20 protein-coding genes are annotated in these 18,454 nt (G+C 58.7%); 13 read left to right on the top strand and 7 right to left on the bottom strand.

The features are described from left to right. The first annotated feature begins 165 nt into the window (after positions 1 to 165). Together RMV17_RS19210 and RMV17_RS19205 are read left to right on the top strand one after the other, a co-directional pair. Complete coding sequence (locus RMV17_RS19210) at positions 166 to 429, top strand: PAAR domain-containing protein (RefSeq protein ID WP_034154643.1); 264 nt, start codon at positions 166 to 168, stop codon at positions 427 to 429. Positions 430 to 509: 80 nt separating this feature from the next. Then, positions 510 to 905, top strand: a complete 396-nt coding sequence (locus RMV17_RS19205) for a hypothetical protein (protein ID WP_311881710.1) — start codon at positions 510 to 512, stop codon at positions 903 to 905. Between the two features lie 111 nt (positions 906 to 1,016). Here RMV17_RS19205 and RMV17_RS19200 read toward each other — a convergent pair whose 3' ends face one another. Next, complete coding sequence (locus RMV17_RS19200) at positions 1,017 to 2,165, bottom strand: aldose epimerase family protein (protein WP_311881708.1); 1,149 nt, start codon at positions 2,163 to 2,165, stop codon at positions 1,017 to 1,019. Positions 2,166 to 2,523: 358 nt separating this feature from the next. Here RMV17_RS19200 and RMV17_RS19195 point away from each other — a divergent pair, with 358 nt between their 5' ends. The 4 genes from RMV17_RS19195 (at position 2,524) to RMV17_RS19180 (ending at position 6,067) form a co-directional block, all read left to right on the top strand. Beyond that, positions 2,524 to 3,273: a hypothetical protein gene (locus RMV17_RS19195; RefSeq protein WP_311881706.1), complete on the top strand. Its 750-nt coding sequence runs from the start codon at positions 2,524 to 2,526 to the stop codon at positions 3,271 to 3,273. 227 nt (positions 3,274 to 3,500) lie between these two features. Further along, positions 3,501 to 4,715 (top strand): MFS transporter, encoded by a 1,215-nt coding sequence (locus RMV17_RS19190; RefSeq protein ID WP_311881704.1) that lies wholly within the window; start codon positions 3,501 to 3,503, stop codon positions 4,713 to 4,715. A gap of 232 nt (positions 4,716 to 4,947) precedes the next feature. Further along, positions 4,948 to 5,733: a sulfite exporter TauE/SafE family protein gene (locus RMV17_RS19185; protein WP_034154648.1), complete on the top strand. Its 786-nt coding sequence runs from the start codon at positions 4,948 to 4,950 to the stop codon at positions 5,731 to 5,733. 7 nt (positions 5,734 to 5,740) lie between these two features. Beyond that, a complete protein-coding gene (locus RMV17_RS19180) occupies positions 5,741 to 6,067 on the top strand; it encodes a hypothetical protein (RefSeq protein ID WP_311881702.1) in 327 nt (108 codons plus the stop codon). A gap of 36 nt (positions 6,068 to 6,103) precedes the next feature. Here the strand turns inward: RMV17_RS19180 and RMV17_RS19175 are convergent, their stop codons facing one another. Further along, positions 6,104 to 6,568 (bottom strand): GNAT family N-acetyltransferase, encoded by a 465-nt coding sequence (locus RMV17_RS19175; RefSeq protein WP_311881701.1) that lies wholly within the window; start codon positions 6,566 to 6,568, stop codon positions 6,104 to 6,106. A 208-nt stretch (positions 6,569 to 6,776) separates the two neighbouring features. Between RMV17_RS19175 and RMV17_RS19170 the strand changes: the two genes are divergently transcribed. Then, positions 6,777 to 7,340 carry a DUF4174 domain-containing protein gene (locus tag RMV17_RS19170; protein ID WP_160041063.1) on the top strand — a complete coding sequence of 188 codons (564 nt, stop codon included), beginning with the start codon at positions 6,777 to 6,779 and terminating at the stop codon, positions 7,338 to 7,340. Between the two features lie 175 nt (positions 7,341 to 7,515). Here the strand turns inward: RMV17_RS19170 and RMV17_RS19165 are convergent, their stop codons facing one another. Next, positions 7,516 to 8,649 carry an AAA family ATPase gene (locus RMV17_RS19165; protein ID WP_311881697.1) on the bottom strand — a complete coding sequence of 378 codons (1,134 nt, stop codon included), beginning with the start codon at positions 8,647 to 8,649 and terminating at the stop codon, positions 7,516 to 7,518. 472 nt (positions 8,650 to 9,121) lie between these two features. Here RMV17_RS19165 and RMV17_RS19160 point away from each other — a divergent pair, with 472 nt between their 5' ends. Further along, positions 9,122 to 9,448, top strand: a complete 327-nt coding sequence (locus tag RMV17_RS19160) for a DUF6124 family protein (RefSeq protein WP_311881695.1) — start codon at positions 9,122 to 9,124, stop codon at positions 9,446 to 9,448. 16 nt (positions 9,449 to 9,464) lie between these two features. Further along, a complete protein-coding gene (locus RMV17_RS19155; protein ID WP_034154653.1) occupies positions 9,465 to 9,731 on the top strand; it encodes a hypothetical protein in 267 nt (88 codons plus the stop codon). A 92-nt stretch (positions 9,732 to 9,823) separates the two neighbouring features. On the opposite strand, the gene ampC is transcribed toward RMV17_RS19155, so the two are convergent. Further along, positions 9,824 to 10,990: a class C beta-lactamase gene (ampC, locus tag RMV17_RS19150; protein ID WP_311881692.1), complete on the bottom strand. Its 1,167-nt coding sequence runs from the start codon at positions 10,988 to 10,990 to the stop codon at positions 9,824 to 9,826. Positions 10,991 to 11,150: 160 nt separating this feature from the next. Between ampC and RMV17_RS19145 the strand changes: the two genes are divergently transcribed. Further along, the gene (locus RMV17_RS19145; protein WP_311881691.1) at positions 11,151 to 12,023 is read left to right on the top strand and encodes a LysR family transcriptional regulator; all 873 of its coding nucleotides are present in this window, start codon (positions 11,151 to 11,153) and stop codon (positions 12,021 to 12,023) included. A 163-nt stretch (positions 12,024 to 12,186) separates the two neighbouring features. On the opposite strand, the gene gudD is transcribed toward RMV17_RS19145, so the two are convergent. Further along, positions 12,187 to 13,530: a glucarate dehydratase gene (gene gudD / locus RMV17_RS19140; protein ID WP_034154656.1), complete on the bottom strand. Its 1,344-nt coding sequence runs from the start codon at positions 13,528 to 13,530 to the stop codon at positions 12,187 to 12,189. Positions 13,531 to 13,570: 40 nt separating this feature from the next. Beyond that, positions 13,571 to 14,917 (bottom strand): MFS transporter, encoded by a 1,347-nt coding sequence (locus RMV17_RS19135; RefSeq protein WP_034154657.1) that lies wholly within the window; start codon positions 14,915 to 14,917, stop codon positions 13,571 to 13,573. A 345-nt stretch (positions 14,918 to 15,262) separates the two neighbouring features. Between RMV17_RS19135 and RMV17_RS19130 the strand changes: the two genes are divergently transcribed. Continuing rightward, positions 15,263 to 15,976, top strand: coding sequence for a FadR/GntR family transcriptional regulator (locus RMV17_RS19130; protein WP_034154658.1), 714 nt, complete (start codon positions 15,263 to 15,265; stop codon positions 15,974 to 15,976). Positions 15,977 to 16,068: 92 nt separating this feature from the next. Further along, entirely contained in the window at positions 16,069 to 16,302 is a 234-nt protein-coding gene (locus RMV17_RS19125) for a hypothetical protein (RefSeq protein WP_311881686.1), read from the top strand. A gap of 162 nt (positions 16,303 to 16,464) precedes the next feature. Here RMV17_RS19125 and RMV17_RS19120 read toward each other — a convergent pair whose 3' ends face one another. Continuing rightward, positions 16,465 to 17,358, bottom strand: coding sequence for a DMT family transporter (locus tag RMV17_RS19120; protein ID WP_311887068.1), 894 nt, complete (start codon positions 17,356 to 17,358; stop codon positions 16,465 to 16,467). A gap of 101 nt (positions 17,359 to 17,459) precedes the next feature. Between RMV17_RS19120 and RMV17_RS19115 the strand changes: the two genes are divergently transcribed. Continuing rightward, positions 17,460 to 18,326: a LysR substrate-binding domain-containing protein gene (locus tag RMV17_RS19115; RefSeq protein WP_311887067.1), complete on the top strand. Its 867-nt coding sequence runs from the start codon at positions 17,460 to 17,462 to the stop codon at positions 18,324 to 18,326. The last annotated feature ends 128 nt before the right edge of the window (positions 18,327 to 18,454 follow it).

Raw genomic sequence — 18,454 nt, 5'->3', positions numbered from 1 at the left:
ACTTTTTAGTCCCTAAAAATTTATGAAATATATCAGGGGCAGGCCACGTTTTTGAAGGTTGATTAAACGCAACCTGCCTCTGATAAAACTCTCTGCCATTGGTGGCCGAAAGACGCGAAATTGATCGAGGCTGCAGTCAACCCTCGTAGTCGAAGGAAAGACAACATGAAAGACACCATTCGCTTGGGCGACTCCACCACTCACGGTGGCAAAGTCCTCGAAGCTTTCTCCCGAACCGACCTAAACGGCAAGCCCATCGCCGGGGTCGGTCACAAGGTTAGCTGTCCTCTGTGCAAAGGCATTTTTCCGATTGCCGAAGGCAGCAGCACTTACACCGTTGATGGCACCCCCATCGCGCTCGACGGCATGAAAACCGCCTGCGGGGCCGCGCTGATTGCCAGTGGCCCGAAAGGAGCGGTGGTCAGTTGAATCCGTGAGGGTGAGCTCTTCATTCGCCCTCAGGAATACTGCAAGTAAACAACCTGGCTTCATCCATTAAAGGAATAAACATGAAGAACATCGCTTTGATCCTCGCACTGACCGCCGCTCTCGGCACCGTCAATGTTGCTCACGCAGAAGGACCGGACGCCGCTACGTTGAAAGGGATGTACGACACTGGGCGCAACATGTCCGGGCTGATTAACCATTGCGTCGACAAAGGTTTCCTGAAAGCTGAAAGCACGGTGAACGCCAATAAAATGGTGGCGTTTGTTGCTGGTATTCCAGGGCAGATGGACAAGAGCGACGGCGATAAGAACGAGGCCCATGGTCGCAAGGGTGAGGTATTGGACGATGGACAATACAAAACCCTGGAGGCCAATCTGCCGCCGAGTCTGACGCTCAAGCAGTGGTGCGAGCAGGCGGATCAAGGCATGCGCCAGGGATTGGAGCGTGTGGGTCTGTAATCTCCTTGGTGATTTGATCGTTCCCACGCGCAACAATGGAATGCCTCAAGGGACGCGGAGCATCCCGGGCTGCGTGCCTTTGCTGCGCGTGGGAACGATCAGCTTTGGAGGTTATTTGGCGGAGAACTTCAACACCACGCTGTGGCTGTAAGTCTGCCCCGGATCAAGCCGAGTGCTCGGGAAGTCCGGCTGATTCGGTGAATCCGGATAATGCTGAGTCTCCAGGGTAAACGCGCCCCAGTGCGGATAGACCTTGCCACCCTTGCCCTTGACGGTGCCGTCGAGGAAGTTGCTGGTATAGAACTGCACACCCGGCTCCGTCGTGAACAACTGCAGCACGCGACCGGAATGCGGGTCACTCACCTCAGTCGCAACTTTGCCGATATCGCCCTTGGTATCCAGCGCCCAGTTGAAATCAAACCCACCCTGTTTCGGCTCAGCGAATTTCAACTGCGGATGATCAGCCTTGATGTGCGTGCCGATCGCGGTCGGTTTGCTGAAGTCCATCGGCGTGCCGGCCACGGGCGCCAGTTCGCCGGTCGGGATCAGTTTGGCGGTGACCGGGGTGTAATGGCTGGCGTGCAGGGTGGCGACCTGTTTGAGGATGTCGCCATTGCCGGCGCCGGCGAGGTTGAAGTAGCTGTGGTTGGTCAGGTTGAGCACGGTCGGTTTGTCGGTGCTGGCCTTGTAGTCGATGCGCAGTTCGTTGTTGTCGGTGAGGCGGTAGGTCACTTCGGTGGTGAGGTTGCCGGGGAAGCCCATTTCGCCGTCCGCCGACAGATAGGTCAGGGTCACACCGACTGAATCCTTGTCTTTGGTTTCCTGCGCTTTCCAGACTTTTTTGTCGAAGCCCAATGTGCCGCCGTGCAGTGCGTTGGTCTTGTCGTTCTGCGGCACTTGATAGCGCTTGCCGTCGAGTTCGAACGCACCATCGGCGAGGCGATTGCCGAAACGGCCGATGGTCGCGCCGAAATAGGCGGTGCCTTTCTGGTAACCCTGTACATCATCGAAGCCGAGCACGACGTCGTCGAACTTGCCGTGCTTGTCCGCCACTTTCAGCGATTGCAGGGTCGCGCCGTAGGTGATGACGGTGGCCTGCATGCCGTGGCTGTTGCGCAGGATGTATTGCTCGACGGGCGTGCCGTCATTGGTCTTGCCGAAAGCTTTGTGTTCGGCGCTGAGGCCGGCCGCGTTGGCGGAGAGGGTGGCGATCATCAGGGACAGTCCGAGGCCGGAGAGCAGGTGACGGGATTGAAGCATGGTTGACCTTCCTTTTTGTTGTTGTTTTCAAAATGGCGCCGATGCCGTGTAGGAGCTGCCGCAGGCTGCGATCTTTTGATTTTGGTTTTCAAAGGCAAGGTCAAAAGATCGTCCGAACGCGGCCCGAGCCTGCGGCAGCTCCTACAGAGTAACTAGTCATGCTATTTGTATGTGCAGTGAAGATTTATAGTTGATTAATCGTTTATTTCAACAATAAAGACAGACTAATTGGTTGGGCAGGCATTGCCGAAGGTCGGCTGGTCGTGCGCATCACTGCACTTTTTCGCAATCGGCGGCTCTATCCATGGCCAGGATGCGGTGACTCCCGCCGCACAGGAATGTGCCCGTTCGAGATTTCATGCCGAGAGTTTTTGCCCTGATCGCTGCTTTTTTCCGCCGCCCGTGCCTGTTGCTGGCCTGTTTGTCGTCGCTGCTGTTTAGCGGTTGCAGCCACCAGGACGGCAACGGCTTTTTCAACCAGATGCGTGAAGGGAAGCCGCAGGAGTTCCTGCAGACCAGCGTCGACCGCATGGCCACGCTGGCGATGCGCGACAACCTCAGCAGTCTTTACCGCTTGCAAGCCAAGCTGTACCTGCGCAACCCGGACGAGCTGCGCAAGTCAGGGTTTCTCAACATCCATGCCGCCGTGAAACAGGTACGCCAGGCCATCGAGCAACAACAGCCGCTGCCGGTGCTGGGTGGTCGCAAGGACCTGGCCGCGCTGAGCTATGCGATGAGTCCGGAGTTTCTCGGTGACCGTGTCGGCGCGTTCATCTATGCGATCGGCAGCATGCTGGTCACCGCCCACGGCAATCGCACTGAGTTCTACATGACCGATGCGATCAACCCGACGTTCGTTCACAACGCTGCACGCAATATCGAAAAAGCTACGTGGATTTTGTCTCAGCGGCAGAACAAGGAAGGTCAGCCGCTGCTGTTTTCCAATGAGATCTCGGAGGAGGGCAGTAACCTGAGCTTCGCCACCGAGTTCGGCAAAATCGTTGCGCGGCTGGACCTGATCACCCAGATGCTCGATGAGCGTTACCGGCGGATCGGACTTAACTACGCGCAGAGTTTGCTGTTCCTGAATTTCTTGCCGGTGCAGTGAGTTCGGCTGGGGCGGTGATGATCAATGCACCACCCAACCCTGTGGGAGCTGGCTTGCCAGCGATAGCGGTGAGTCAGGCAAAGCAGTGTTGCCTGACCTGGCCTCATCGCTGGCAAGCCAGCTCCCACAAGGTTTTGTGGGATGCAGAGATTCATTGATCCAATAGTGAAGGTTGTTTTTGTATACAATCCGTCACCGCTATTGATCAAAAAGGAGCCGCGCCCGTCATGACCGACCCCGCCAGCGCCGATTTCAGCCGCGTCGACCGCACCGCCCGTGCCGACAAACTGCCCTATGCCGCGTTGCTGGCGTTCGCCATGACCGGGTTCATCGCCATCCTCACCGAAACCCTGCCCGCCGGGCTGCTGCCGCAAATCGGTGCCGGGCTCAACGTCAGTGAAGTACTCGCCGGGCAACTGGTGACGCTGTATGCGCTGGGTTCGATTGTCGCGGCGATTCCGTTGACCGTCGCCACGCGCGGCTGGCCGCGACGGCGGGTGTTGCTGATGACGGTCGGCGGGTTTCTGCTGTTCAACACTGTCACCACGTTTTCCAGCCATTACGGCTTGACCCTGGCTTCGCGCTTCCTCGCCGGGATGGCGGCGGGGCTGTCGTGGGGCATCATGGCGGGGTATGCGCGCGGCATCGTGCCGGTGCATCAACAGGGGAGGGCGCTGGCGATTGCCATGCTCGGCACGCCCGTGGCGTTGTCGCTGGGCACACCGGCGGGGACGTGGCTGGGCAATCTGATCGGCTGGCGCGCGTCGTTCGGGATCATGTCGGCGTTGGCCCTGGTGTTGGCAGCGTGGATTGTTATCGCGGTGCCGGATCGTCCGGGGCAGGCCAGTGATGAGCGTCTGCCGTTGCTCGAATCAATGCGCCTGCCCGGCGTGCGACCGGTGCTGTTCGTGGTGCTGACGTGGATGCTCGGGCACAACATTCTCTACACCTACATCGCACCGTTTCTGATGCAGGCCGGGCTGGCTGACCGGGTCGATCTGGTGCTGCTGGTGTTTGGTCTGTGTTCGCTGGTGGGGATCTGGATTATTGGCATGCTGGTGGATCGCTGGCTGCGCTGGCTGACGTTGATCAGCCTTGCGGTGTTTGCGTTGACGGCATTGGTGTTGGCGTTGGTTGCGCCGTCACCGTTGCTCGTTTATGCCTGCATGGCGGTGTGGGGCTTGTCGTTTGGCGGTTCGGCCACCTTGCTGCTGACCTCGGCGGCGGACTCGGCAGGTGATCACGTCGACGTGGTGCAGGCGATGCTCACGACTTCCTGGAACGTGGCAATTGCCGGGGGCGGGTTGTTTGGCAGGTTGTTGCTGGATCGGGCGGGGGCGATGTCGTTTCCGTGGGCGTTGCTGATTCTGTCGCTGATCGCGCTGGCCACGGTGTGGGTCAACAAAACCCACAGCTTTAAACCGGGACGGCGGGTGCACTGATTCATCAGCCACCCCACGACCCCTGTGGGAGCGAGCCTGCTCGCGAATGCGGTGGAACATTCAACTCATCTGTCGACTGACACAACGTATTCGCGAGCAGGCTCGCTCCCACAGTGATATGGGTTGGTGAGTTCGATATGGCATAACGATAGACCGCATTGATATATGTGGTTATAAGAAAAATCGCTATGCTGCGGGCCAGATTTTTCCTGTCGTTTTTCTGGACGTATTAATGGAATTGGCGAATTTCGGCTTGGTGATTGCCGGGCTGGTGGTGGGTTTTATTGTCGGCATGACCGGTGTCGGCGGTGGTTCGTTGATGACGCCGATCCTGTTGTGGTTCGGCATCAACCCGGCAACGGCGGTGGGCACTGACCTGTTGTACGCCGCCATTACCAAATCCAGCGGCGTCCTCGTTCATCGCAAAAACAAGAACATCGACTGGGCCATCACCGGTTGGCTGACCCTCGGCAGCGTGCCGGCGGTGGCCATGACCTTGTGGTTCCTCAGCACCCTGCACACCGCGCCGGACGCGATGAACGCCATCATTAAACAGGCGTTGGGCTTCGTGTTGTTCGCCACGGCACTGGCGATCTTCTTCAAGAAACGCTTGCTCGACTTCGCCCACAAGCGCGCGGGTGGCAACTACAACCCGAGCGGTTCACGGCTGAACGTGATGACCGTCATCACCGGTCTGATCCTCGGCACCATGGTCGCTCTGACCTCGATCGGTGCAGGCGCCCTGGGCACCGTCGCGCTGTTCATCCTCTATCCGCTGCTGCCGACCCGTCGCCTGGTCGGCACTGAAATCGCCCACGCCGTGCCGCTGACGCTGGTCGCCGGTCTGGGCCACGCGAGCATGGGCAACATGGATTGGGGCGTGCTGGGCTTCTTGCTGGTCGGCTCGCTGCCAGGCATCTGGCTCGGCAGCCACCTGACCGGACGCATCTCCGATGAAGTGCTGCGTCCGTGCCTGGCGACGATGCTGGTGCTGATCGGTTACAAACTGGCGTTCTGATCCGGCCATGAGTGAAACCACTGTCCATTGCGAGGGCCGTCTCGCCATCACCGTTGAACCGCGTGAGATGCGCATGAGCCATTGGCTGTACGTGCCGCGGGTGGTCGATCTGCAGCGCCAGCGAGTGCTGCTGGATCTGAGCGAGAGTCTGTGGGATTTGCTCGGTACCGTCGACGAGACGGCCAATGGCATCGAACTGGTGCTGCGCAAGTACCCGGGCGATCGGGCGTCGGTGAGGTTGAGCGTTGAACTCGACAGCGGTGAACTCAAGCTCGGTGGACAACTCGTCGCCCCCTCGCAATTGCTCTCGGCACTCGATTCAGCACTGGAGTGAGGCGGCACAGCCTGTTGCGAGCCGCCTCACCACGGGTTAGCGCTGAATGACGTATTTCATCACCGTCACCGGCAAATCGTCGTAGACCAGTTCTTCAACCACTTCCCAACCCAGCCGCGCATACAGCGACTGCGATGTGTCGGTGTACAGATACAACTCAGGCACACCGAGCGCCGCCGCTTCTTCAACCACTTGATTGACCAGTTGCGAAGCAATCCCGCGCCCACGTTCCTCAGCCTTTACATAAACGCCTGCCAGCCATGGCGTCAGGTTCGGGCGCAACTTCAGATCGTTTTCGATCAGCAGCGCGCCGCCCAGCAAACGTGAACCATCCAGTGCCACCACCACACTGGGAATCGCCCCTCTGCCACAAGACGCGCGCATGTGTTCAATGCGGTCCTCGACGGTTTGCCCGGGACGAAACTCGCCCCATTCCTTGAAGTTGAGCGTGGCCAGTTCTTCAATCAATTCGGGGTGATCGCACAGGTAATCGATGTGCATGCGGGTGAACTCCATTTCGTTTGCAGAACCACCACCCTAATGCGGTCATAAAAGGTAATCAAATCCGCGTTGCGATCACGTCGGATATGTTGCGCAATGTCGCGCCTGTCCTAAGCTTCTGACTAGGCGGAAGATATTTGCCGGGTTACCCCGGAACAATCGCCACGATGCGCAATCATTAGAGCGTGGATATCAAAAGGAGATGCGCATGCTCATCAGGTCATTGACCCTGACACTCTTGCTGGCGATTGCCGGCCCCTTGTTCGCCGCTGACAACGATTCGCCCATCGCCGGGGATATGGGCCGCGCCCGACCGCTGATCGTGATCGCACAAAGCACCGTCGACCCTGTGTGGGTGGCCCTGAAAAAGTCGTTGGAAGATCCCGCCAACAAAAAGGGCGTCGCCGACCGCAACATCAAGGTCTACACCATCCTCAACATGGCCGGCCAGCTTGACGGCAAGGACATGGGCCAGCAAGACACCATGGCGCTGCTGCGCTCGCTGAAGCTGGGTGCCGGGGCGTACCCGAAAGTGTTCCTGGTGGGCAAGGACGGCGAGACCAAACTCTCGGCTTCGGGGGATGAAGCGAAAGCGGTGGACCTGAAGAAAATCTTCGACACCATCGATGCCATGCCGATGGCCGAGAAGGAAGCGGCCGCTGCGGCTCAGGCGCCGGTTGCTGCTACCCCGGAACCGGCAAAAGGCGCCAAGAACGCCAAGCCGACCAAGCCTGCGAAACCGAGCAAGCCACCGGAAATGCCGGATGATTGATCGCGCAGTCACTGAATAAAGCGCGTCCCTGTCGGAGTGAGCCTGCTCGCGATAGCGGTGTATCTGTCAACGCTGATGGTGACTGATACGCCGCTATCGCGAGCAGGCTCACTCCTACAATGTTTATTCCGTTGCCTGCAGATTTGCGGACACCGACGCCCTCACAGCAATTTGTCTACCCACGTCTACCGCCCTCATCAAGCAGGTAAACCAGCACACCTTTGGTATCACCAATGACCAGTGGAGAATGCGTGGTCAACACGAACTGGCAATTGGGAAAGGTCGTACTTAATTGTGCGATCAGACCGAGCTGCCATTGCGGATCCATGCGCAATTCCACCTCGTCGATCAGAACAATGCCGTCGCCGTGCAGCGGGCTGTCCATCGACGGGTTCATCATCGCCAGACGCCTGGCCATGTCACCCACCAACGCAATCATCGACTTTTCGCCAAGCGAGAGCTGAGTGACATTGAATGTCGCGCCATGTTTGTCGACTGCCATATGCAGATGTGGTTTGCGTTGCACACGCAGGTTGGAGAAATCCGGCATGAACGCGGCGATGGCCGAACGCACGGCAGTCAACTGACGGTCGCGGGAGGAGGCTTTCACGTTGGCGAGCGTTTTATAAACGTCGCTGTCAGTACCGAATTTTTCCGCGACTTCGGCCAGTGCGGTATCGGAAATACCGTCCTCGTTTTCGCTGTCCTCACGTTCACGAAACCATTCGAAAAAACCGCGAAAGTCGGCGCCACCGTTGAAGCTAGTGTCGTAGCCGTCGAGTTGATCGAAGGCTTGTTTGCCGCTGATTTTCAGCGGGACTTCTACAACGCAACGTTCGGCCGGGTAATAAGCGATCAGCGGGAGTGAGGCACTATCGTCGGCGGTGAGTTGAGTGCGGTAGTGATCTGCAAGCAGTCTGACTTCGTTTAAATATCCACGGCCCGAAACTGCACCTTCTTGGCGACTTCGGGCAGCGCCCCATACGAATAATTCGTTTTCGGAACCCGCATCACTCTCAACTGCGCGCGGGTGTGAAACGTCGGTGATGCCAATCGAAAGGACGGCTCCTGAGGCGCCTATGCGAATATCTTCATCGACAAGGTATTTGCCATTGCCTTTATTGGAGCGAATTTTTGCGATCAGCCAGCTCAGACAAATATTCAGGGATTTCAGAATGGTGGTTTTTCCGCTGCCGTTGTTTCCCAACAGCACCGTGATGTTCGAGTGGTGTGTCAGGGTAGGGGCGAACTGAATATCCATGTCACTAAAGTGTCCGACATCCGCAAGCTTCAAACTTTTGATTTCCATCACTGCGCCCTTCGAATGACTGTTTCTTTGCCCGACGCCATCCTCGTCCAAAGATTGATTCGATGCAGTGTAGATACAACGAATTCATTCGCTAACACAAAGTCGTTGCAGCATGTGCCGGCCGAAATGTCTGACACAAAGCTCCTTCAAACCCCGCGGATTTTTCCTGCAAGTCGCGGCGGCAGTGGTGAACTGGTGGGTTTGGGGGAGGAGGGATAGTCTTCTTTGGCCGCTGCAAAACACAGTGGTCGGGTGTGGAAGTCCGGTGATTCCCGAGAGCGCATTGCGCCTGTAAACAATGTTGGTGGTTTTTATGCCAACATTGTTTGCTTATGGCAGCGATGCGCAGGAGCACTCTCGAGTGCACCGGGTTCCTCGGGTTTCCCCGGACTTCCACCCCTGCGCAAAGCTGCCACCCTCTCGTGGAAGTGAGTTCGGCAGTTTTTTCTTTGAATGTCCCGAGGATTTACTAATGAAAAAACACACTCCAAATCCCCCCGAATCCCCCATGGATTCAGGTTCCTTCGACGCCAACAACCCCCGCTTACGCAACCCCCGTCACCCCGATCCCATCAGCCATCTCTTCACCATCCTCCCCGATATCGATACGCCCACGCTGCTCTGCCACGCTTGCGAAACTCTCGCTTCACTCAACGTCCTGACCACCGATCTGGCCGCAGAACTTCAAGGTTCACCGCGCAGCCTCGCCTTGTCGATTCAGCAGTTGGCTGTGCTCGGCGAGTTGCTGGTCAACCGTGCGCTGGACAATCTCGATCCACCGGCGGCGACGCAGCATTGAACAGGGAGGCTCAAACATGACGCGATACATTCCGCTTACCGGGATCGACTGCAAGATTCCCTCTTTGCTGATCGACCGCGAAGCACCGGTGGATGTGCTGCATGGCACGGCGGCTTATCGTTTGCGCTGTGTCACACAACTGATGGAGACGCTGGCGCTGGGGGATGGCAAGGGCCACGATGCTTTGCTGCTGCAGGATTTCGCCCGGGTGATGGCGATCCCGTTGCGTGACAGTTGCGACTTGATGGATGTCATCGGCTGGAAGTTGCAGGCACAGCTTTAAAGACAAAAGATCGCAGCCTGCGGCAGCTCCTGCATTGACCGAGTGAAAACCCGATCCTGTAGGAGCTGCCGCAGGCTGCGATCTTTTGATTTTCAGTCAGCGATAGCGCTGAGGATTTTGTGGGCGATCTTCACCCGCTCAGGAATCGGGAAGTTCTTGTTGGCCATGATCACGATGCCCACGTCCTTGCTTGGCACAAACGCCACGTAAGCCCCGAAGCCACCGGTCGAGCCAGTCTTGTTGATCAGCACGTCATCCGGTTGCGGGCGCGGCGGATTCAGCCACTGCACCTTGTGCGCCTCCATGGCCATTTCCGTCGAGTTACCCGCGAGCAAATGCTCGAGGCTGATCGGGTAGCGGTACATTTCCCAACCCAGGCCTTGGGTCATGTCGCCGACCGTGTAGTAGCCGGTGTGGGTGTTGGCGATGGTTTTTTGCAGAGAGGTTTCAAGCGTTTCAGGTTTCAGGTTGGCTTGCACGTAACGCAGCATGTCCGCCGCGCTGGTTTTCACGCCATAGGCCTGCGAGTCCAGCGCACCGGGCGTGACGCGCACAGGTTTGCCGCTCTTGTCGTAGCCCTGCGCATACAGGTTCATTTGCGCGGCCGGCACGCTGAGGTAGGTGTGTTGCAGGCCAAGTTTCGGCAGCAGGGTTTGTGTCATCGCCTGATCGAACGGCTCGCCGAGGCTCTTCGCCGCCAGATAACCGAACAACCCAAGGCTCGGATTTGAATACTGGCGATGGCTGCCGGCCGGATAGGTCGGTTTCCACTGCTGGAAATAGCCGAGCATCTTGTCAGACGAATCCGCGTCGTCCGGGAACTGCAGCGGCAAACCGCCGGCGCTGTAAGTGCCCAGTTGCAACACGCTGATAGTGTCGAAGGCGCTGCCTTTCAATTCAGGCCAGAGTTGGCTGGCCTTGGTCGACAGGTCCAGTTTGCCGGTGGCTTGCGCGTAACCGGCGAGGGTGGCAGTGAAGGTTTTGCTCACCGAACCGATTTCGAACAGGGTGTTTTCGCTGACTTTTTGCTCGGTGACTTTATTGGCGACGCCGTAGTTAAAGTAATGCGCCTTGCCATTGATGGTCAGCGCCACGGTCAGGCCGGGAACGTTTTGTTGTTGCATGACAGGCGCGACGGCAGCGCTGACCAGCGCCTGCAATTGTGTATCGGTTTGCGGTGCGGCCATACAGGTGGTTGCACCGAAGAAAAGTGTGAAAGCACTGTAGGAAAAGAGTTTGATTGGTTTGAATGAACGCATAAATGAACCACTCTCCATGAGTGTTGGTAGTGTTATCCCGCTACACTGCGGGCGTTTTGTTTGTTGGGTGGCCGATCAGCGCCGCCAATCTAGTCAGCGCGACGCCAATCGACAAACGACGAAAACTCGCATGAGCCATTAGAAAAATTTGGGGCTGGGCATGATTCGACCGCAATTGCCGCTCAACGCTCTGCGCGCCTTTGAAGCCTCCGCGCGTCATTTGAGCTTCACGCGCGCAGCAGTGGAGCTGTGCGTCACCCAGGCTGCCGTCAGCCATCAGGTCAAAAGCCTGGAAGCGCAACTCAACGTCACCCTGTTCAAACGCCTGCCCCGTGGGCTGATGCTGACCAGTGAAGGCGAAACCTTACTGCCCGTGCTGAGCACTTCGTTCGATCACATCGCGCAGATTCTCGAACGCCTCGCCGGTGGTCAGTATCGCGAAATGCTGACCGTCGGCGCGGTCGGCACCTTTGCCGTCGGGTGGCTGTTGCCGCGGCTGGTGGACTTCCGGGCGAAACATCCGCTCATAGATTTGCGGCTGTCGACCAACAACAACCGCGTGGATGTGGCAGCGGAAGGGTTGGATTACGCGATCCGTTTTGGCGCCGGGGCGTGGCATGGCATCGAGGCGACGTGTTTGCTTGAGGCGCCGCTGTCGGTGTTGTGTGTGCCGGAAATCGCTCGGCAATTGCATTCGCCGGGGGATTTGTTGCAGCAGACGTTGCTGCGTTCGTATCGCACCGATGAATGGCCGGAGTGGTTTCAGGCTGCCGGGTTGGCGACCCAAGCGGCACCGCCGCAAAGCATCGTTTTCGACTCGTCGCTGGCGATGATGGAGGCGGCGTTACAGGGCGGTGGGGTGGCGTTGGCACCGCCGCTGATGTTCGCCCGGCAACTGGCGGCGGAGGCGATTTGTCAGCCGTTTGCGATCGAGATTACGACGGGGAGTTACTGGTTGACGCGGTTGCAGTCACGCCCGGAAACGGCGGCGATGCTCGCTTTCAAAAACTGGCTGCTGCAAATCTCTGCCTGACTCACATCATCCCCTGTGGGAGCTGGCTTGCCAGCGATGGGGCCGGCATGGCGAGCATCTATGCAGGCAGACCCACCGAAATCGCTGGCAAGCCAGCTCCCACAGGATCATCTGTTGGAACAGATAAAGATGAGCCTGTGGGGGTATCGGGTTGGACTAATGATCAGCGCACCAGACACGGCCGCTTGTTATCGAACTTCCACCCCGGAATCAGAAACTGCATCGCCACGCTGTCATCCCGCGCGCCGAGACCCATGCCTTTATACAGTTCATGAGCCTTGGCCACTTGGTCCATGTCCAGTTCCACGCCCAGTCCGGGCTTTTTCGGCACCTGCACCAGACCATCGACAATTTGCAGCGGCGCCTTGGTCAAACGCTGGCCGTCCTGCCAGATCCAGTGGGTGTCGATGGCGGTGATCTCGCCCGGTGCCGCAGCGGCAACGTGGGTGAACATCGCCAGCGAGATATCGAAGTGGTTGTTGGAATGCGAACCCCAGGTCAGGCCCCACTCATGGCACATCTGCGCCACGCGCACCGAACCCTGCATCGTCCAGAAATGCGGGTCGGCCAGCGGGATGTCCACCGACTGCAACTGGATCGCGTGGCCCATCTCACGCCAGTCAGTGGCGATCATGTTGGTGGCGGTTTTCAGCCCGGTGGCACGGCGGAACTCAGCCATCACTTCGCGACCGGAATAACCGTTCTCCGCACCGCACGGGTCTTCGGCGTAGGCGAGCACCTGATGCTGATCGCGGCACAAACGAATGGCTTCTTTCAGTGACCACGCGCCATTCGGATCGAGGGTGATGCGCGCATCGGGAAAGCGTTCAGCCAGCGCCGTGACCGCTTCGATTTCCGCATCGCCGCTGAGCACGCCGCCCTTGAGTTTGAAGTCCTTGAAGCCGTACTTCGCATGGGCCGCTTCGGCGAGGCGCACCACGGCTTCGGCAGTCATGGCCTTCTCGTGACGCACGCGGAACCAGTCGTTGTCGGCGTCCGGTTCGCTGCGGTAGGCGAGGTCGGTTTCGCGCTGGTCGCCAACGTAAAACAGATAACCGAGCATCTTCACTTCGTCACGTTGCTGACCTTCACCAAGCAGCGCCGCGACCGGCACATCCAGATGCTGACCGAGCAGATCGAGCAGCGCGGCTTCGAGGCCGGTGACCGCGTGGATGGTGATGCGCAGGTCAAACGTCTGCAGGCCACGGCCGCCGGCATCGCGGTCAGCGAAGGTCTGGCGCACTTGATTGAGGATCTTCTGCCAGGTGCCGATCGGGCTGCCGATTACCAGGCTGCGCGCATCTTCCAACGTCTGGCGAATACGCTCGCCACCGGGCACTTCACCAACGCCGGTGTGGCCGGCGTTGTCCTTGAGAATGACGATGTTGCGGGTGAAAAACGGCCCGTGGGCGCCGCTCAGATTGAGCAGCATGCCGTCGTGGCCGGCCACCGGGATGACTTGCATGTCGGTGATGATCGGGGCTTTGGCGGTGTCGTGTGCAGTCATGGCTTTTATCCTTCTTATTCGCAATCTTTAAAAATGGACGTCAGGCGTGTTTCGGCGCGGTCTCGACCACGGCGATGTCGGCAGCAGGTTTTGGCGTGGTGCGTGCGAAGAAGACAATGATCGCGGCAATGATCGAGGTCGCGGCCAGGCCATAGAGGCCGCCCTGAATCGACCCGGTGTGTTCTTCGAGCAGGCCGAACGTGGTCGGCGCGACGAAGCCGCCAAGGTTGCCGACCGAGTTGATCAACGCGATCACCGCCGCCGCGATGCGGGCATCCAGATACGCCTGCGGGATCGGCCAGAACAGCGACGAAGCGGATTTGAAACCCAGCGCCGCAAAACAGATCGCAACGAAAGCGAAGATCGGCCCGCCGGTGGTGGACATGAACATCCCCGCAGCGGCTATCAACAGGGCGGTGGCGACCCACGCCTGCTGGTGTTTCCACTTGGCCGAGAACGAGGCGAAAGCGTACATGCCGATGATCGACAACAACCACGGAATCGAGTTGAACAGGCCGACCTGGAAGTCGCTCATCTCGCCCATTTTCTTGATGATGCTCGGCAGCCAGAACGTCGCGGCGTAAATGGTCAGTTGAATGAAGAAGTAGATCAGGCAGAACAGAATGATCTGGCGGTCCTTGAGCAGCTTGCCCATCGATGGCCGGATTGGCGTCGCGGCCTCGCGGGCCTTCTGTTCAGCGTCGATGGCGTTGACCAGTGCATCCTGTTCGGCACGGGTCAGCCATTTCGCGTCGTGGGGTTTGGCGTCGAGCCAGAACCAGACGAACACGCACAGGCCCACCGAGAACATCCCTTCAATGAAGTACATCCACTGCCAGCCGTGCATGCCCAACCCGTTGATCTGCAGGAGCAGACCGGACAACGGGCCCGATATCAACGAGGCCACGGCGGAGCCGCTGAGGAAGATCGCAATCGCCTTGCCGCGTTCGGCGCCGGGCAGCCAACGGGTGAAGTAGTAGATCACCCCGGGAAAGAACCCGGCCTCGGCCACGCCGAGCAAAAAGCGCAATACGTAGAAGTGGGTTTCGTTCTGGATGAACGCCATACCGGCGGCAACCAGGCCCCAAGTGAACATGATGCGGGTCAGCCAGATGCGTGCGCCGACTTTCTGCAGCAGCATGTTCGACGGGACTTCGAACAGCGCGTAACCGATGAAGAACAGCCCGGCGCCGAAGCCGTAAGCGGCGGCACCAATACCGAGGTCATGTTCCATATGAGTGCGGACGAAACCGATGTTCACCCGGTCAATGTAATTGACGATGAACATGATCACGAAGAGCGGCAGGACGTGGCGTTTCACTTTCGAGATGGCCGACGCGAGTGTCGAATCGACGCCCTCGTTCATCCCGGAGACGGAGGTTTTCACTTGGTTTTCTCCCACTGATTATTTTTATGCGGGGTAGGGCGGGTGCTGCGTTGTTGATAGACATCATACAACTGAGAATTTTTGTCCTACAAGTGGGGTTGGCCGATTATTTTTTCCTGAGATGCCGGTTTCTTATGCGTTTTTACGCTTGAGCTCAATGTTTGCTGGGTGTTTTAGGTCGTTGATCGTCGCGTCACCCCCATGGAAATATGGCTTTAATCGTCAGGGATGCCTGAAAGTATTTCGATCTAATTGAGTGTTGTCATACAAGTTGAACCGCTAAATTAAGTTGGGTCATCCTCGCAGGATGCTACGATCCACAAGCCCCGATCACCGGAACCGACCATGCAAGAAGACCTCGACGCCCCCGCTCGCAAACGTGCGCACAACCTCGCTCATGACCTGGTGGAGAAGCTCACGCAAAGCATCCTGCTCGGTCAGCTGACGCCCGGCGACAAGCTGCCGTCGGAGAACTCCATCGTTCAGGAACACGGTGTCAGCCGCACGGTGGTGCGCGAGGCGATTTCCAAATTGCAGGCTTCCGGGCTGGTGGAGACGCGCCACGGTATCGGCACGTTTGTTATCGAGCGTGTTGCGGAGCAGGGCTTGCGTTTGAATGTCGACACGGCGCTGGGTGTGCGCAGCATTCTCGAGCTGCGTCTGGGCCTGGAAACGCAAGCGGCGGCGCTGGCGGCGCAACGGCGTACCGAGCAGCAACTGCTGCAAATGCGTCAGGCGCTGGATGACTATCAACGTCTGCTGGACAACAACGACAGTTGCGTCGAGGCAGATCGGCGCTTTCATCTGCTGATCGCCGAAGCCACCGGCAACGTCTGCTTCAGCGAGATCATGCAGCACCTGGGCAGTGCGATGATTCCGCGTCATCGGCTCAATGCCGCCGAGCGCGGTGCGGCGGATCTGAGCAAGCTTGGCCAACTGGCGCATCTGGAGCATGAGGCGATCCTGAATGCGATCAAGCGTCAGGATGCGGACGCCGCGCGCGCAGCGATGTGGCTGCACCTGACCAACAGCCGGGATCGCTTTTCCGCGCGGGGCTGATGGCCGTTGGTCTGTTCGATAGCACGCCGCCAACCGGCCTGATTCCAAGTTGTACGGCCCGGGTTTTCCGGACCTCCTTCGTGAGGTGTGTCATGGCGAATGATTTGCTGTTTCAGGGTGGTGTGCTGCCCACCGATCCCAACCGGCCGATGCCCGGCACTGATGAACCGACATTGTCCGATCATGATTCTCCGATGGGAATGCCTCCAGGGCGCGATCCGTTGAGCGATGCTGATCGGCCCGAAGACTGGAAGGATCCGACGGCGGACGATGAGGATGTGCCGCCGGCGGATGAGCCGACGCCGTTGTCGGATGATCGGCGCTGATCAGCGATTGCCTTGATTAATATGGTGGCTGTGCTGGCCTCATCGCTGGCAAGCCAGCTCCCACAGGTTCTGCGGATGTACCTGAAAATCATGTTCACCATAGAACCCTGTGGGAGCTGGCTTGCCAGCGATGACGGCATTTGCTTCAACAACAATCGTTGATCAGATCGCCGCCCGAACACTCCCAACCCGCCGCTCCAGATTCAACGCCAACACACTGATCAACACCACCACCGAGCCCATCAGCACCATCAGCGTCGGCCGCTCCGCCAGCCCGACCGAAGCAATCGCCATCGCCGTCGGCGGGATCAGATACAAAGTCATTGTCGCCCGGCTCAAATCCACATGCTTGAGCACAAACCCCCACGCCAGGTAGGCCAGCGCACTGGGAAACACGCCCAATGCCAACACCGCCCACTGCACCCGCAGCGGCGCATTCATCACGGCGTGCGCCAGTCCCGGCCAATAAATCAGCAGCAACACAGTCCCCGACCACACCGCGTAACACGCCAGACTGAAACCGTCGTAACGCCGCGCATGATGTTTTTGCAGGGCGAAGTAAATGCTCCATGAAATGGCTGCCAGCAAGATCAGCAAGCCATGGACATCGATAGCCCCCAAACCCTTATCGCCGCTGACCACGATCACCACGCCGACAAACCCAAGCAACACACAACCCCAACGCCAGACACTGACCTGATCCTTGAACACAAACCGCGCCAGCAGCGTGCTGAACAAAGGACTCGATTGCGCCAACACACTGGAAGCCCCGGCACTGACGCTTTGCTGGCCAATGTTCAACGCGACGTGATGCAGGCTGACGGCGAAGAAACCCAAGGCAAACAACAGCGGCACGTCGCGCCAATACGGCAGGCGAATGCCTTTGAACGCGGCGATCAACGCCATGAACACCGACGCCAAGAGAAACCGCAGCAACGCCAGATGCCCGGGATCGTAGGCTTGCAATCCGATGTGGATACCGGTCGGCGAATACGCCCAGCAAGCAACGACGAAGGCCATCGCCAAGAGAATTTTCAGTGGGCAAGGGTGCGGCATGATCAGGCGCTCGGTGGTGTCGATGCGCCGAGTATCCGGGCCGCCAATCATTCGCCACAACTGACTTATACTGCGTCAAATGTTCACTCTGAGTGATGAGTATGGAGCTGGCGCAAATCCGTATGTTCAAGACCGTAGCCGAAGTCGGCAGCATCGCCCGGGCGGCGGAAAAGCTGTTCTGCGTGCCGTCGAACATCACCGCGCGGATCAAGGCGCTGGAGGCGGAACTGGGCGTCGCGTTGTTTCTGCGTGAGGGGCGCGGGTTGCGCATCAGCCCCGCGGGACAGACGTTTCTCGCCTATGCGGAAAAGATTCTGGCACTGACCGCCGAAGCGAAACGTGCAGTGGATCCTTCTTCCGAGCCGTCCGGGCCGCTGCGCATCGGTGCCATTGAATCGTCGGCGACCGGGCGTTTGCCGCGCTTGCTGGCGAAGTTTCACCAGCGTTATCCGCAGGTCGCGCTGGAACTCACCACGGGCACTTGGGGGCAGTTGCTCGACGATACCGTCAGCCATCGCCTCGATGGCGCGATTGTCGCGGTAGATGTCGAACGTTCGCAGCTCAAGCGCACGCCGATGTATCGCGAAGAGTTGTTGTTGATCGCGTCGACATCGTTCGGGCCCATACGGAGCATCGATGATCTCCAGAAGAAAACCGTGTTCATGTGGCCGCAGGGCTGCCCGTATCGGGCGGCGCTGGAGCATTGGTTGTTGCGTCAGGGCCAGGCGCTGCCGATTGTCAGTCTGGCCAGTTATGGCGCGATTGTCGGGTGTGTGAGTGCCGGGGCGGGGGTGGCGTTGGTGCCCAAGGGCGTGTTTGAGCAGTACGCGAAAGGGGCTGGGTGTGTGGGGTATGAGTTTGCGGAGCTGACAGCTATCGACAATTTGTTTTACTGGCATGAAAACGCCGGGGTGCACCCGGCGCGGGAGGCGTTTGTGGCGATGTTGCGGGAGGAGTTTGTTGCGTAGGAAAAGCTTACCCTCATCGGAACGCCGCCCGCCCAGCCCTCTCCCGGAGGGAGAGGGGGCCGACCGAGGTGTCATGCGCTATACGCCGACCTGAACAATCGAGTCGATTATGGATTCACTGCCATGCT

The sequence above is a fragment of the Pseudomonas sp. VD-NE ins genome, assembly GCF_031882575.1.
GTDB classification, from domain to species: Bacteria; Pseudomonadota; Gammaproteobacteria; order Pseudomonadales; family Pseudomonadaceae; genus Aquipseudomonas; species Aquipseudomonas fluorescens_BZ.
Note: the sequence above shows the minus strand (reverse complement) of the source record. Positions and strands in the feature narration are given on the sequence as shown.

Bases quoted from the DNA above. Each gene is read 5' to 3' on its own strand.
- ampC (WP_311881692.1), bottom strand. From the start codon at position 10,990: ATGCGTTCATTCAAACCAATCAAACTCTTTTCCTACAGTGCTTTCACA.
- RMV17_RS19175 (WP_311881701.1), bottom strand. From the start codon at position 6,568: ATGCACATCGATTACCTGTGCGATCACCCCGAATTGATTGAAGAACTG.
- RMV17_RS19200 (WP_311881708.1), bottom strand. From the start codon at position 2,165: ATGCTTCAATCCCGTCACCTGCTCTCCGGCCTCGGACTGTCCCTGATG.
- RMV17_RS19120 (WP_311887068.1), bottom strand. From the start codon at position 17,358: ATGCCGCACCCTTGCCCACTGAAAATTCTCTTGGCGATGGCCTTCGTC.
- RMV17_RS19180 (WP_311881702.1), top strand. From the start codon at position 5,741: ATGAGTGAAACCACTGTCCATTGCGAGGGCCGTCTCGCCATCACCGTT.
- RMV17_RS19170 (WP_160041063.1), top strand. From the start codon at position 6,777: ATGCTCATCAGGTCATTGACCCTGACACTCTTGCTGGCGATTGCCGGC.
- RMV17_RS19145 (WP_311881691.1), top strand. From the start codon at position 11,151: ATGATTCGACCGCAATTGCCGCTCAACGCTCTGCGCGCCTTTGAAGCC.
- RMV17_RS19125 (WP_311881686.1), top strand. From the start codon at position 16,069: ATGGCGAATGATTTGCTGTTTCAGGGTGGTGTGCTGCCCACCGATCCC.
- RMV17_RS19130 (WP_034154658.1), top strand. From the start codon at position 15,263: ATGCAAGAAGACCTCGACGCCCCCGCTCGCAAACGTGCGCACAACCTC.
- RMV17_RS19210 (WP_034154643.1), top strand. From the start codon at position 166: ATGAAAGACACCATTCGCTTGGGCGACTCCACCACTCACGGTGGCAAA.
- RMV17_RS19205 (WP_311881710.1), top strand. From the start codon at position 510: ATGAAGAACATCGCTTTGATCCTCGCACTGACCGCCGCTCTCGGCACC.
- RMV17_RS19195 (WP_311881706.1), top strand. From the start codon at position 2,524: ATGCCGAGAGTTTTTGCCCTGATCGCTGCTTTTTTCCGCCGCCCGTGC.
- RMV17_RS19155 (WP_034154653.1), top strand. From the start codon at position 9,465: ATGACGCGATACATTCCGCTTACCGGGATCGACTGCAAGATTCCCTCT.
- RMV17_RS19115 (WP_311887067.1), top strand. From the start codon at position 17,460: ATGGAGCTGGCGCAAATCCGTATGTTCAAGACCGTAGCCGAAGTCGGC.
- gudD (WP_034154656.1), bottom strand. From the start codon at position 13,530: ATGACTGCACACGACACCGCCAAAGCCCCGATCATCACCGACATGCAA.
- RMV17_RS19190 (WP_311881704.1), top strand. From the start codon at position 3,501: ATGACCGACCCCGCCAGCGCCGATTTCAGCCGCGTCGACCGCACCGCC.
- RMV17_RS19160 (WP_311881695.1), top strand. From the start codon at position 9,122: ATGAAAAAACACACTCCAAATCCCCCCGAATCCCCCATGGATTCAGGT.
- RMV17_RS19165 (WP_311881697.1), bottom strand. From the start codon at position 8,649: ATGGAAATCAAAAGTTTGAAGCTTGCGGATGTCGGACACTTTAGTGAC.
- RMV17_RS19185 (WP_034154648.1), top strand. From the start codon at position 4,948: ATGGAATTGGCGAATTTCGGCTTGGTGATTGCCGGGCTGGTGGTGGGT.